Source organism: Bacillus sp. JJ1562 (assembly GCF_036962705.1).
Taxonomy (GTDB): Bacteria; Bacillota; Bacilli; order Bacillales; family Bacillaceae_L; genus Ferdinandcohnia.
Genome location: NZ_JBALOQ010000033.1, coordinates 1 through 14,693 on the forward strand (window position 1 = coordinate 1; position 14,693 = coordinate 14,693).

Sequence of the window (14,693 nt, forward strand, 5' to 3'; positions counted from 1 at the left end):
AAGACGAAGACATCAGGATGTGGCGTTTTTAGTCTTTAATCTTACTGCTCGAAAAACTACCATTGAAAAATCGTGGCATCCGCCGGAGGCTTTAACTTTATTCAGTCGGGGTTTGGACCCCCACTGAACTGTTTACTCATTCTGCATTCATCCTCCTCTTATTGTAGAGGATTTCTCCTGAATAAAGTTAAACAATTCAATTATTCCCCCTTTTCTGAAATATCAAGATAAACTTTGCTGCATCGACTTCCTCATGCTGGAAACAGTACAGTTATTTGAAAATATTTTTTAAATATAACACATAATTCACAAAAATAAAAATTTAATCTATCCCTCTGACCCATGGAATGAAGTCCGGATGATTTATGGAGATGAAGGGAAATTCATAAGTGAGAGGGTCTCAAAGGATTGAACCTGTCCCCTCGTCCCTAAAAAAAGAGAGACGCAGCCTTTAACCACGTCCCTCACTCTTACTTCACATTTTCGATTTCTAATTTCGCTTTTTCTATCTTTTTTAAACGCACGGCTTCTGAGACTCTTTCGTGCAAGTCTTCAGCAATTTCAACTGTGAATTCTCCGTTTAAAATGATCTGTTTTAATTCTTTAATGTTTGAGCATGGTTTTTCGAGTTCTGTATAGACCGCACCAAATTGCTTGTAATGATGCGTGTCACTTCCACCTACAACTGGTTTGTTAAGCTCCTCGGCAAATGAGAAAACATCGCTTATATTTTCATCAATTCCACGCTTGTGTAAATCCTTCCCATTTAAATCGAAAGCATCCAGCTGCTCAAGTAAAGACGGTTCTAAACCAAGCAATGGTGTACTTGGTCTAAAAGGATGAGCACCAATGACCAGCATGTCATACATAGATATAAAGTTTAATAATTTTTCAAACGGAACAAATCTGCCTTCCTCGGTATAGTTGTCTAAGCTCTCACGTAAGGCCCTCACATCAGCACGATCACCAATACATAAGATATGACCAACCTCTTGGATATCTACCTCCATTCCCGGAAAGACCTTTAACCCTAAAACGTTGTAATAGCCATCCTCATAAGGAAAGCTTTCATCTAACGTATCATAAACCTCATGAAAATTTTTTGTATTAAAATGTTCTGTTAACGCTACGGCATCTAGCCCACTATCAAGTGCATGCTTCGCCATATTTATATAGTAATCAATTGAAAAGTCAAATCCCTTTGATAGTTTTCCATGTGTATGAAAGTCAAATCTCACTTTTACGCACTCCTTTATAAAACAAAATGTAAGCTATGCACTATGATCAAATAAAAAAAGGTAATCAATATAAAGGCATAATCATTATAGGTTGTTTTTAAATAACTCGTTTTTAATTGAATGAGTTTGTGATTATTCGTTCCATATGTAAAGCCTTTTGTTTCTAATGCTTCTACTGTTGTTCTCGAACGCTTTGCTGTGTTCAAGATTAATGGATAAAAGGAACGAATAAAGATGAATAAGAAATACACAATCTTACGCCAATATAGGATTCCACTCCGTTCAGGCGCCTTTCCTCTAAGTCGATAGGAAAGAATGATTTGTTGAAACTCTTCAAATAAAGTGGGTAAAATACGGTACCCATAAGCAATACTGAATGAAAGTTTGTCAGGGAACCCTAGTCTCAGTAGTGCATCACTAAAACGTTCTGGATTCATACTACTAAAAACAGAAACACTTGCTAGAGAAATAGATGCTAGTTTAATACTTAACCAAAACATTGGGAGCAACGCCGCAAAATTACCTCCAAATAATAAAGAAATAAGAAACAAGAGCCCTACTTCCCCAATTAGCCCTAATACAAGTACTGTAATAATCAGCGGACTTACCTTAGCTTTATAGGTAAGGAACACCATAAAACAAAAATATCCAATTAAAATAATATGGCTATAAATAAACCACGGCACAATTGCAAAATAACAATACCAAATGAGTAGCACGCGTGGGTCAAGCCTAGTTAATAGATTGTCTTCAACACTATAGGCTGTTTTCACAAGTTCATGTTTAATATATTCCAAGGAAAGCTTATCTTGGAAAAACTTATCCATTTCCAACTAATTCACCTCGTTCTTCTGCAAAATCCCAGCATTCCACAAAGGAATCGACGGTTAAATGTAATGGAATTTGGAGTTGATTACTTAGAGAAACTATCTGTGGAACGACTAAACCAGCACGATTCAAAATATCTTCATTTCCAAATATGTCTGCCGTTGAGCCTTCTTTGATTAATTCACCATCATGCATGACAAGAATGCGATTTGCCCATTCTGCAACGAGCTGCATATCATGAGTAGCAATAATAATCGTGTCAACTTTCTTTTCTAGCTTCTTAAGCATCGTGATTACATTATTTTTCGTGGCAATATCTAAATTCGCAGTTGGCTCATCTAAAATAATGATTGATGGACTCATCGCTACACCTATCGCCAAGGATACACGTCGTTGTTGACCACCGCTTAGTAATCGAGCATCTCTATCCTGAAGGTCAGTTAAATCGAAATCAGCCAAAATCTGATCCACTTGTTCTGAATAATCCTGTATTTTTCTTGCCTTCAAATAATATTCAACTTCCTTCCGAACACTATCATCGATAAACATCTCTTCAGGATTTTGATAGATATATGCTACATGATTCGATAGAATTTCAGGTGTGTATTTCTTGATAGGAAGATTAGAAAACTCCAACTCTCCTTCTGTAAGTTTGACAATCCCGCTGATCACCTTTAGGAGAGTTGATTTACCAGAGCCATTGTTCCCGACTAATGCAAGTTTATCTCCCTTGCAAAATGTAGTAGAAATCCCTCTTAATGCTGCTTTTTTTTGTTTACGAATGGTACGATAATGAACTGTTATATCACGCAAAGATAGAACAGCCTCTTTAGTCTCTTGTTCCGCCGTAAATGTTTCTACATAACTAGGCGTATTACCTCTAAAATAATCCACCGCCTCTTCCAATGTAATCGGGTAGTCAGCGTTTTGATGTAGACGATAAGCGGCTAAGGTGACCTGTGGTGGATAAATTTGTCGGGATATTAAATCTTCTACACTCGATAGAGCATCTCGGACATTCTTTTTCCAAAATACTTTTCCTTTATCCATTAAGACGACCTTGCTGCAATAATTCGCAATAAATTCGGCATGGTGTTCAATGGTGATAATCGTTACTCCATATACTTCATTTAAATGCTTTAGCACATCATATATTTGCGTAGCATGCTGAGGATCAAGCTGTGAAACAGGCTCATCAACAATGAGTATTTTTGGTTTCATCGCAATTGCACCGGCTAAAGCAAGTAAATGCTTTTTCCCTCCACTTAATTGCCATGTAAACTCATCACTTACATCAGAGAGACCTGTAACTTCTAAGGCCCATTTTCCACGCTCTTTAAAATCCGTTAACCCATAATTTAATGGGGCAAATGAAGCATCATCGATCACTGTCGGGCGTAATAATTGATTCTCAAAGTCCTGATACACATACCCAATTATTTTTGAAAGCTCCGCCACATCATGTTCAGTTGGATCTAATCCATTTACGATGACACTACCGGTAAATTCACCTACAAAAAATCGGGGGATAAGTCCATTGATTGTTTTGCAAAGTGTTGATTTTCCTGAACCATTTCCACCGATAATCGCGACGAACTCCCCTTCATCTATCGTTAAGGAAGCATTATTCAACACTTTTTTATCACTACCAGGATATTGGAAGCTTACATTCTGAATCTCAACTAATGGGTTAGCCTGCACGGTTGATATCCTCATCAGCCTTCGTTTCTTTGCCCTTTTTTAGTAAAAATAAAATGATGGCCAATGAGAAAACAGCAGCAACACCGATCACAATCCAAATCACCTTGTCACCATATAAATCAACAAACTCTGGCTCCCAGACAGCAAATTCAATATCCATTTCACTTAGTGTTTCCGCACCGAAAGCTACAGCCGCTAATAAAATGCTTGTAATGATTAACTTCGGTGTAAATACCTTTCCTGCAGAAATACGAACTTGACTTGTACGAGGCTTCATCCCTAATAATGGTTCAATTTTTCCATATAATCTTGGAACAAGGTACATCGTTGGTAGTAAAACAAATAATGTTCCAGTAAAGATTAAATCCGTTAGAAATTCTACGCCTTCAACAACGAAAATACTCTCAGCTAAGCCTTCAACTGCTTCGAAATCCTCTACCCCGATAACTACCTTTAAGATATCTACCAATGTGGCAATTACAAGAAAAATACCATAGCCTGTGATCGCCGCAAATCCTACCTGCTTTATATTTTTAGGGTCGCGAACCAGCATTCCGCCGATTGCCATTCCAAGAGAAAACAGAATGAATTTTTCAATTTCTCCGATCCCACCAAATTGTCCAAGCATGAGTTCGCCAAAAATAATTTCACCCGTTGATGCACCAATTGCAGCATAAAGCGGATGGAATAAAATACATAATGTTAAAGGTATAAATGCAAAAGCGTCAATCTGCAATTCAATTGGACCAAGGTTTAATGAAGGAACCAATTCTGTAAACATGTTGCTTAACCCGTAAAGACACATAGATAAAATAAAGACCATCATCTTTTGAGACTGCGTTAATTCATACGGCTTTTTAATCATGTAACTTTCCTCCTAATCATTTATACCCCCATTGTAAGCATCTAGTATTAACCTTGTATTAACATTTCTTGGATTTAGAGTAAAGTAAAGTAAAGAACGGGACAGAGCGGCAGGTTCATCGTCCCAGGAATTATTTTTAAAAAATAATAGGACGCAGTCCCCGCGTCCCATTAACCCCTTAAACTAACTTCATCTGTTCATTTCTTATACGTATTGCCTTATCGGGAAAATCAGTTATAATCGCTCCGACTTGCAATCTAAGTAATCTTTCAATTTCATCTGGTTCATTGACAGTCCAGACTCTTACCTTATCGTAAAGCACTTGCAAACCTGAATTGTTGTCCTCATTTGCTCTCTTGTTGAGGTAATTGAGAATTTCTATTGGTAGGTACATCGGGAATTGTTTGTTAAATTGTAGTAGCTGTTGAAATATTTCTTGCTTCGGTAAGAGAATGGTTTTGTTTAAATGTAAAGACTCTAAATCTAATACATTGATATAATCGTAAGGAAGGGCGATGCCATCATTTAGTAACCAAGCTATTTTCACACTTGAATTAAGCTGCTTCATTCGCAAAATCGATGGTAAATGGAACGAAGAATAAATAACATTCCTATTTTCCCCATACTGTTCAACGGTTTTTAGAATCTTCTCCTCAATTCCTTCATAAGGTACTAAACTGGTTTTTAATTCGATATTAAGTTCAACATCATACGGAGCCAATAATTTTAAAACCTCTTCTAGTGTTGGAACCTGTTCTTTATCCCAATCCTGTTCATATTCATTAAAGTGAACAAACGGTTTTCCAGCACTATATTCTTTGATTTCAGCCAAGTTCAAGTCTTTAATCCATCCCGCTCCATTTGTTGTCCGATCAAGGGTTTCATCATGAATCACAACAACTTCCCCATCCTTTGTCAAATGGACGTCTAATTCCAATCCATCAACACCCTGTTCAATTGCTTTTTTGAAACTGAGTAACGTATTCTCTGGATAAATCCCCTTTGCTCCACGGTGCCCATAAATTTTTGTCATCGATAACCTTCCCTTCCTTGCAATATTGTATAAAAGAATTTTGAAACGAAAGAAAAGCATGGCATCAACACTATTATTGGTATCCTTATTGTAAAAAAATGGTGGGACACGGTACCTGTCCCCGTGTCCCAATCGATTATTTTGCTCTTGCTTTGTTTGCTTGTTCGATTGCTTTGTTAAATTGGTCTACTGCTGTAGTATAGGCTTCATCTACAGAGCCGCCATTGTATACTGATTCAAGTGCTGTTTCCATCACTTTTCTTCCTTGTGGAAGCATATCCATTAGAGCACCTTGTGTCGCAAAAGATGATTTAGTTGCTTGTAATTGTTCTACTGTTACTTGTAATTGTGGCTTTTCAGCATGCGCATCAATTACCAATTGTTCCTCGTATGCATTTGGGTTGATGGCAAAGTAGCCTGTACCAACATGCCATTTAGCTTGAACCTCTGGAGTCTGTAAATATTTCATAAATTCCCATGCTGCTTTTGTTTCTGCTTCTGGTTTTTCATCAATCATCCATAGACTAGCTCCACCAATTACGACCCCTTCACGTTCCTTATCTTCAGGGTGTGGAAGGAATGCAATCCCTACTTCAAATGGAGCATTATCGATAACATCCCTTGCACTTGCTGAAGATTGTAAGAACATAGCCACATCTCCTGCTAAGAATCCAGCAACCATGTTATCTCCATTTGTTCCATAATTCGCAAATGTACCGTCATCAACCATTCGTTTAACCCATTCAAAAATGGACTTTCCTTCTTCTTCTGTCCAGCCAATTTCAGTTGGTGTATCTGAACGACCATTGTCATTGTTCAGTAGTAAAGCACCTTGGTTTGCTAATAATTGCTCCCATAACCAACCATATGCTTGCAAAGCGAAGCCTTTCATTTCTGGATTCGATTTAGCAATTGCTTTACCTGCTGCTTCTACTTCCTCATATGTTGCTGGTGGTGTTTCTGGGTCTAAACCAGCCGCAGTAAAGGCATCCTTGTTATAATACATAACTGGTGTAGACGAGTTAAACGGCATAGAATAAAATGTTCCGTCTAATGAATAGTAATTAATAATGTTTTCTTCTAATCCACTCATATCGTAATCATCAGCATCTACTAATTCCTGAATCGGTTTGATATTTCCACTATTGATCATAGACATCGTTCCAATTTCGAAAGTTTGAATCATTGTTGGTGCACTATCAGTACCCGCAACGGCATTAAATTTTGTTAATGATTCATCATAGGTACCTTGGTATTCCGCATTTACTTGAATCTTTTCCTGTGAATTATTGAAGTCATCAACAATACTATTTAATGCTTCTTGACCCGCACCACCCATAGAGTGCCAGAATGTCACAACCTGTTGCTCACTATTTTCTTTAGAATCTGAGCTTTTACCTGAATTCGTGTTATTGGAGCTATCTCCAGAAGTAGAATCTCCTCCACAAGCTGCCAATAGTAAAAGCAAACCTACTGCAAGAAACATCAGTATTTTTTTCATTTTTTCTCGCTCCCTTTTATGATATTGTCGAGGAATCTGTTATTTTACAGCGCCCTCTGTTAAACCTGTTTGTAGCTTCTTTTGTCCTAAGAAAAGTAAAATTAATGTTGGGATAATCACGATAACTGCGCCTGCCATAATAACGCCCCAATCATTTAATTGTTCCTGTGTCTGTAATTGCTTTAAGCCAATTTGTACCGTACGAACCGTATCGTTGGTGGTGGCTAATAGTGGCCAAAGATACATATTCCACGATGTTAAAAATCCATATATGCCTAATGTAACTAAGCTTGTCTTTGTTACAGGTAATACGACTGTTAAGTAAAATTTGAAATCACCAATTCCTGCAATTTGGCTTGCTTCCCTTAATTCTTTAGGTATTTGTTTAAAGTTCTGACGTAACAAAAATGTTCCAAAGGTTGTTGCAAAAAATGGAATCGTTAGCCCAGCATAACTATCAAGCCAACCTAAATCACGGATAATATGAAAGTTTGGAATAATGGACGCCTCAAAAGGAACCATCATTGTCGCAATAAAAAGATAAAATAAAACATCTCTTCCCCTAAACTCTAAAAATACAAAGGCATAGGCAGCTAGACTGGATAATGCCAATTGTCCAAGCATAATCACAATCGACACTACAAAACTATTAATCAAATATTGAATTAAAGGAAATCGTTCAAAAGCTGCAACATAATTATCTACTGTTAGTGTGGTCGGCAAACTGGCCGTTAAAATATCTTGGTTCGTCATGAAACTCATGACAATCGCCATTACCGCCGGTCCGGCAATTAGAATCGCTGAAACGATCAATAATAGATAGAAGATTACTTTTCTTCCCAATGGCACCTTCATTGATAGTGGACCCTCCTCTCACCCAGCTTAAATTGCAGTGCAGTCATCAATAAAATAAGAATGAATAACACGATTGCCTGGGCACTAGCTGAGCCGAACTGATAATTCACAAATGCTTCACGGTAAATGGAATACACAATCAAATTCGTTTCATTCGCTGGTCCACCTTGGGTTAAAATATCAATTTGCCCAAATGTTTGGAACGAATTGATAATGGAGACGGTAATCACAAAGAATAAGGTCGGTGAAAGCATTGGAACCGTAATTCTTCTAAACTTATAAAAATAACCTGAGCCCTCAATATCAGCACTTTCATATAAAGAAGTGTCGATGGACTGTAATCCACCTAACAAAATTAAGAATGTGAACCCAATATTCATCCAAATCGTAGTAATCGCAATCGCGATCATTGCCCATTTTGGATCTGTGAGCCAGCCAATCGACTCTGCTCCAAAACTTTTAAGTATTTGGTTTAATAACCCCATTGTCGGGTTGAATAAGTACAGCCAAAATACGGAAGCAGCAGCAACCGATACGCCCATGGTTGAGGTGAAAATGGTCCTAAAAAAGCCAATACCCTTTAGTTTTTCATTGGAAATAACGGCTAGAAACAAACTAATAACCACCGTTGCAGGTACCGTATAAATTACAAACAAAAAAGTATTTTTAAAGCTTTTTAGAAAAATAGGATCTGAAAACATATACAGATAGTTTTCCAACCCAACAAATACGGTTGTTGCTCCCTTTGCATCTGTCAAAAAGAAACTTAGATACATTGTCTTAAACAAGGGGTAAAACACGAAAACACTAAACAATACAATCGATGGTAATAAAAATAGAATTCCTTTAAGCAAACTAGTCATCCGTTTTTGTTTTTTTGCTTTTTCAATTTGAACTGAAAAGGTTTCTTTGTTTTCAATGATAGGACTTAGCATACTCATATCGCTAAAACCTCTTGTTGCTTCCCAAGTTCAGCAGATTTAAGTAACTTACCTGTATCTCCATCAAAGAACAGTATGTATTGGGGTAAAATTTGCACAGGCACACTTTGTCCAAATTGGATATTCCACTGTCCTGGCCATTTTGCCGTCCATAATTCTGAACCAACATCAAAAGCAATGGATGTTTCATTTCCTAATTGTTCAATATTCACTGCCTCCAAATATGTAATGTGATCTTCACTTTCAAAGCCTGAAAATAAATGCTCTGCTCGAATACCAACAACTAAGTTCCGATCTCTCCGCACATCCTTTACAATCATTGGATCAAATGATATATGTAATTGATTTTCTATTATGAGCTGTGTACCATCCTCCGAAAATACAGCCTTCCCTAAATTCATTTTTGGTGAACCGATAAAAGACGCAACAAATAAATTTTCTGGTTCATTATATAAGGTAATCGGTTTACCAACTTGTTGAATCTTACCTTCATTTAAGACCATAATTCGGTCACCCATCGTCATCGCTTCGACTTGGTCATGAGTAACATAGATCATGGTTAGCCCCAAGCGTTTTTGCAATCTACGTATTTGAACCCGCATATTTGCACGAAGCTTTGCATCCAAATTAGAGAGTGGCTCATCCATTAAGCATAATGGGGCATGACTTACAACTGACCGTCCAAGTGCGACCCGTTGTCTTTGACCTCCGGAAAGCTCCCTTGGTTTCCGCTTCAATAATTCGCTTAAGCCTAGCATTTCTGCTGCCTCTTTAAGCCTTCTCTGCTGTTCTTGTTTATCCACTTTTCTCGCTTTTAATCCAAACAAAATATTTTGTTCAACCGTTAAATGTGGATATAATGCGTAATTTTGAAAGACCATGGATAAATCCCGATTTTTCGGTGGGAGATGATTCACTACTTCATTTTTGATCTTCAATATCCCCCCAGAAATTTCTTCAAGTCCTGCTATCATTCGAAGCAACGTACTCTTCCCAGAACCAGAAGGACCAACAAGTACGAAAAACTCACCTTCCTCAATCGAAACATTAATACCATCCAATACATCCTTTTGTTTATCGTATGATTTAGAGATGTCAGCCAATTCAACCTGACTCATGCCAAACCTCCTTCCTAATTACAAAATCATTAAACCACAATTAGTACTCAAAAAAAGCGGATTTACAGATTATTGACAAACATTTACATAGGATTGAATAACCGTAATTTATCTTCATAAACTAAACGAATTTTTCACAATAAATAAGCCCGATGCACTATTTACATCGAGACAGAGGGACAGGTCCATCGTCCCAGGTATACATCATCCTAAATATTATTATTTGCAAAAAAAATGGTGGGACACGGTACCTGACCCTACGCCACTACAAAAACTCTTTACAATAGAAAAGAAAGCATTTACAATATTATTGTAAGTTACAAAAATTTCCCATAAGGGGGTGTGTATCATGAAAAGAATTCTAAATGTTTATAAACTAAATTTCATAGTACAGCCCGTGGGAATTTGTGAGTCTTGACATTTGTAAGATTGTAGCATAATCCATTTTATTATTTGTTCATTCACAACCATGGGCTGCCATTTATCAGTCGATGGTTTTTTATTTATTGAATGAATTTTTTCAATTGAAATAAACCGTATTCGATGCGGTTTATTTTTTTTACATTAAAATTGGAGGCGTTACAATTGAATTTACAAATATTAGGATGGAATTCATATTTTGAAGAGACTTTTGAAGAATACAAACAACAAGGATTCGAAGTTGCAAGAGTTGCATTAGAGCATAAAAGGCTATATCGGGTTTTATCTGAACATGGCGAGCTAATGGCGGAGGTGTCCGGCAAACTAAGGTTTCAAGCATTAGAACGTCAGGATTTTCCGGCTGTAGGGGATTGGGTTGTGATTAGTGCAAGACAGCATGAACAAAAAGCAACGATTCATGGTATTTTGCCTCGAAAAAGTAAGTTTTCCAGGAAGGCTGCCGGAGGAACAACTGAGGAACAAATCGTGGCCGCAAACGTTGATACAATTTTCCTCGTTAATGCATTAAATGCTGACTTCAATCTTCGTCGGATTGAAAGATATGTGTTAACGGCCTGGGAAAGCGGAGCAAATCCGGTGATCATTTTAAGCAAAGCTGATTTATGTGATGATGTGCAGGAAAAGATTCAACAGGTTGAGTCTGTCGCATTTGGCGTGCCAACCCACGCCATAAGTGCTGAACAAAATATCGGGATGGAGCAACTTACCCCTTATATATGCGAAGGGAAGACGATTGCATTACTCGGATCCTCAGGTGTTGGAAAATCAACAATCACCAACGCTTTGTTAGGCAAGGATAAACAAGATGTCCAAACGATTCGCGAAGATGATGGTCGCGGACGGCATACAACGACTCATCGAGAACTAATAGTCTTAGATAGTGGTGGAATTTTAGTGGATACACCTGGGATGCGCGAGCTACAGCTTTGGGATGCTAATGAGGGTTTTCATCAAAGCTTTTCCGATATAGAAGAACTATTCGAAAACTGCCGCTTCAGAGATTGCTCACATATGAAGGAGCCTGGATGTGCTGTCCAGGAGGCACTTACTGAAGGTAGGTTGGATGAAGGCAGATACGCAAGCTATGTAAAGCTGCAAAAGGAGCTCGCCTTTTTAGAAAGAAAAAGCAATCGGCGTGCTGCAATAGCAGAAAAAGCAAAGTGGAAGCAAATCTCGAGCTCCCAAAAAAATAATAAAAAATAGATAATGTTTGATCTTTTAAACCTATAAAAAAATGGTGGGGACGCGGTACCTGTCCCTGCGTCCCTACCATCTACATATCGTCTCTATTCTTTATACCTAAGGTATCTGGATTAAGTTCTTCAGCAATTTCAGTTGCCATATTGAAATTAGTTTGAAATGGATTTTTGTTTGCTTGGAATTTATTAATTACTGTTTTACTCACTTTTTTATATCCATTTTGTAGTGGTTGTCTTAGTTTTTGATTCCTACCTCCCACTATCCCTAAAATCGTTATACCTAAGATAGAAATCGGTATCCAGCTTTTATTGTTTCTTCTTTTTCTTGCAAAAGCTCTAAAGAAACGTTGACTACTTAAAACTTTAAATAACGAAGAAAGTATCTGGGTGTAGTTCATGTATATAGCCCTCCAATCAAAGTAAGGTACCAATATTATTTTGTGTAAGAACCTTTAAAATATAGGTGGCATTTATAGGCTAGGTAGGAAAATTGAAGTTGAATTATGTAGTGAGCTATAAGAAAAAGGACAAACCTATATCTAGGTCTGTCCCTCGTTTTCAACAATTTAAGATTCTTCTAATGCAGGTTTTCCCGCTTCAAGTAATACTTTATTTCGACCAAGGAAAACGGCTAGTACGATAATGAATATTCCAGTTCCAATTAGCAGCCATTCAATTTTGATGAAATCTGCAATTGGACCGAAGATTAGCATTCCAAGTGGCATCATTGAGGTTGAAATCATCCCCATTACACCAAAGACTCGCCCTAAATAATCTTCTTCTACTTTCTCCTGTAACAAAACGGTTGCCGGTGTATTAAAAATTGGCATGGCAACCCCGAATAAAGCCATGAAGGCAAAATAAACCCAAAAATTCGGAACAATACCAAGTGCAAATGTGCAGACACCCATAATTACACTTGCGAACCCCAACGTTTTAATTTTATTATCGAAGCCCCCCCATGAAGCGATTATTCCTCCACCAACCATCATGCCAATGGAGAAGGCAATTTCGATTGCTGCTAATCGCCATTCGTCACCACCAAAACTACGTGTAACCTGCAATGGTGTCAAGAATGCTGCTGGTGCCATTAATACAAAGAATACTGCAAAGAATAGGAAAAATGTCTTTAAAAAACTATGGTTATTTACATATTGTAATCCTTTTTTAAAATCACTAAAGGAGCTTGTTGTTTGTTTTTCAGCTGCCTTCTCATGGACAGAAATTTTTAAGAAGACAAGCAGTGTGAAAATTGCAATTGCTGCCGTAATGACATCAATAAAGAATATCATTTCAATCGACGTGAACCCTAATAGTGCTGCACTAACCATCGGGGAAATGAACATAATTATAGCTTGAATACTTCCATTTGCTCCGTTTACCTTCGTTAGTTTATCCTTAGGTACAATTTGCGGTAGAATAGCACCGACAGCTGGCATTTGAATCCCCGTTCCAAAGGCACGAACCGCTGCCATCACAAAAAGCAGCCAGATTGCATCAAATCCCATTAAAAAGAGAATTGCAAGGATTAAAGTTGCTATTGCGATAAGTGAGTCTGCTAAAATAATCAGCATTTTTCGGTTATAGCGATCCGCCCATACCCCTGCAACGGGTGACAAAATAAAGGTTGGAATAAAACCGCAAATGATATATAACGTCATCATCAAACCAGATTCCGTCTTCAAAGTAATGTGCCACATAATGGCGTATTGAACCAAGGACGATCCAAAAAGTGAGATTGACTGGCTACTTAAAAAGAGAACTATATTCTTTAACCAATTCTCCTTAAGATTATTGTCTATAGTGTTCATTTACTAACAACTCATTTCTATAAAATATTTAAAATTTGGTTCACTCCTACATCCATAAACATCGTACCGCTCTACGTCATTCTTATTTTTAAGACAACAAAAAAGAGGGAATCCTCGTCCCCTCTTTTAAACAACCGTTAAATATAGGTTTCCTTAAAAATAGACAGACCAATCCCGTTGCTCTGAAAATAGGCAGAGCATTCAAACGTATTTAATTAACGAATGAAAGATGGGAATCGTAATCTAATTGACGCTGTCACAAGGAAAACCTCCATTTCTTCTTAGATGTTAAAATCATAACAAATCGGTCACATTAATACAATAGGCTTAGGGAGAAAGGTACAGATTTAAAGCATGTGCTTTTTACATTTTATTAAAGGAAACATAATTCACCTTTCAATAGGTATGAATTGGAAAGGAACACATACTTTTTCACATACACGATTATTATAATAAGCGTTTAGCTTTCCTTCATACATAGGATGAAATCTAGATATTTTTTGTAAGTCATTCGGTGCAATAAGTGATAGAGGTTTTTCAAAATTAACGCTGTCACCTTCATTCAGTACGGATGCAACAAACTGAGAACAAAAGAAAGCTTTTTTTCTTTTCAATGGTTTATTAAACATAACCCCAAATAATCCTAATAAATTATAGCGATAATATTCCTTTTGTGCTTCAATTTCGTTTATATAGCGTTTCATCTTTTGTATATCAACTTCTGTGACTGTAAAAGAATAGATAGCACAATCTGCTTTTTTAAACAATCCTTTCTTCACATCTTCTTTTACAAATCCACCGATAAATGGGTTTCTAGCTGTCTTTCTTCCAAAACTATAGACCTCTGACATTTCGGAATCAAAGGATATTGACGCGTGGTTATATGGTTTTTTCGTATATAGCTTTATCAACTTTGTAAATAATGTACCTGTATCTGTTAAGAGTATATACACCTTCTTTTTTGACATAATCATTCTCCCCATCATAATGAAATCATGTGTTCATCATATAAAATAAAATGAATGGGTTTAACCAACCTGAGACTAAATAATACCTAGGTCGCTGGTCGTATTTCAAAAAGTAAATGGAGTCATTTTTTGTTATTCACAAATTTAAATGGAAGAAGTTAGATTTAAGGACATACCGAAAAACGAAGAAAAGA

13 protein-coding genes are annotated in these 14,693 nt (G+C 37.1%); 1 reads left to right on the forward strand and 12 read right to left on the reverse strand.

The annotated features are described in order from the left end of the window. Nucleotides 1-470: 470 nt before the first annotated feature. From V7097_RS18280 to V7097_RS18320, 9 genes are all read right to left on the reverse strand, one after another. Complete coding sequence (locus V7097_RS18280; RefSeq protein WP_335705077.1) at nt 471-1,238, reverse strand: PHP-associated domain-containing protein; 768 nt, start codon at nt 1,236-1,238, stop codon at nt 471-473. A 14-nt stretch (nt 1,239-1,252) separates the two neighbouring features. Then, entirely contained in the window at nt 1,253-2,065 is an 813-nt protein-coding gene (locus tag V7097_RS18285) for an energy-coupling factor transporter transmembrane component T family protein (protein WP_335705078.1), read from the reverse strand. Continuing rightward, the gene (locus V7097_RS18290; RefSeq protein WP_335705079.1) at nt 2,058-3,767 is read right to left on the reverse strand and encodes an ABC transporter ATP-binding protein; all 1,710 of its coding nucleotides are present in this window, start codon (nt 3,765-3,767) and stop codon (nt 2,058-2,060) included. Before V7097_RS18290 ends, V7097_RS18285 begins: the two co-directional genes overlap by 8 nt. Further along, on the reverse strand, nt 3,757-4,632 hold the full coding sequence (locus tag V7097_RS18295) for a cell division protein FtsQ (protein ID WP_335705080.1): 876 nt from the start codon (nt 4,630-4,632) through the stop codon (nt 3,757-3,759). The genes V7097_RS18290 and V7097_RS18295 overlap by 11 nt, the downstream gene beginning before the upstream one ends. Nucleotides 4,633-4,810: 178 nt before the next feature. After that, nucleotides 4,811-5,665 (reverse strand): glycerophosphodiester phosphodiesterase, encoded by an 855-nt coding sequence (locus tag V7097_RS18300; protein ID WP_335705081.1) that lies wholly within the window; start codon nt 5,663-5,665, stop codon nt 4,811-4,813. A gap of 136 nt (nt 5,666-5,801) precedes the next feature. Further along, nucleotides 5,802-7,166: an ABC transporter substrate-binding protein gene (locus V7097_RS18305; RefSeq protein ID WP_335705082.1), complete on the reverse strand. Its 1,365-nt coding sequence runs from the start codon at nt 7,164-7,166 to the stop codon at nt 5,802-5,804. Nucleotides 7,167-7,205: 39 nt separating this feature from the next. Then, a complete protein-coding gene (locus V7097_RS18310) occupies nt 7,206-8,021 on the reverse strand; it encodes a carbohydrate ABC transporter permease (protein ID WP_335705083.1) in 816 nt (271 codons plus the stop codon). After that, entirely contained in the window at nt 8,018-8,956 is a 939-nt protein-coding gene (locus tag V7097_RS18315) for a carbohydrate ABC transporter permease (protein WP_335705133.1), read from the reverse strand. Before V7097_RS18315 ends, V7097_RS18310 begins: the two co-directional genes overlap by 4 nt. Nucleotides 8,957-8,958: 2 nt before the next feature. Next, nucleotides 8,959-10,080 carry an ABC transporter ATP-binding protein gene (locus tag V7097_RS18320; protein WP_335705084.1) on the reverse strand — a complete coding sequence of 374 codons (1,122 nt, stop codon included), beginning with the start codon at nt 10,078-10,080 and terminating at the stop codon, nt 8,959-8,961. 585 nt (nt 10,081-10,665) lie between these two features. Here V7097_RS18320 and rsgA point away from each other — a divergent pair. Beyond that, the gene (gene rsgA / locus V7097_RS18325; protein ID WP_335705085.1) at nt 10,666-11,724 is read left to right on the forward strand and encodes a ribosome small subunit-dependent GTPase A; all 1,059 of its coding nucleotides are present in this window, start codon (nt 10,666-10,668) and stop codon (nt 11,722-11,724) included. 70 nt (nt 11,725-11,794) lie between these two features. Here the strand turns inward: rsgA and V7097_RS18330 are convergent, their stop codons facing one another. The 3 genes from V7097_RS18330 to V7097_RS18340 form a co-directional block, all read right to left on the reverse strand. After that, nucleotides 11,795-12,118: a hypothetical protein gene (locus tag V7097_RS18330; protein ID WP_335705086.1), complete on the reverse strand. Its 324-nt coding sequence runs from the start codon at nt 12,116-12,118 to the stop codon at nt 11,795-11,797. A gap of 168 nt (nt 12,119-12,286) precedes the next feature. Further along, entirely contained in the window at nt 12,287-13,531 is a 1,245-nt protein-coding gene (locus V7097_RS18335; RefSeq protein ID WP_335705087.1) for an MFS transporter, read from the reverse strand. Nucleotides 13,532-13,920: 389 nt separating this feature from the next. After that, a complete protein-coding gene (locus V7097_RS18340) occupies nt 13,921-14,499 on the reverse strand; it encodes a hypothetical protein (RefSeq protein WP_335705088.1) in 579 nt (192 codons plus the stop codon). Nucleotides 14,500-14,693 lie beyond the last annotated feature (194 nt).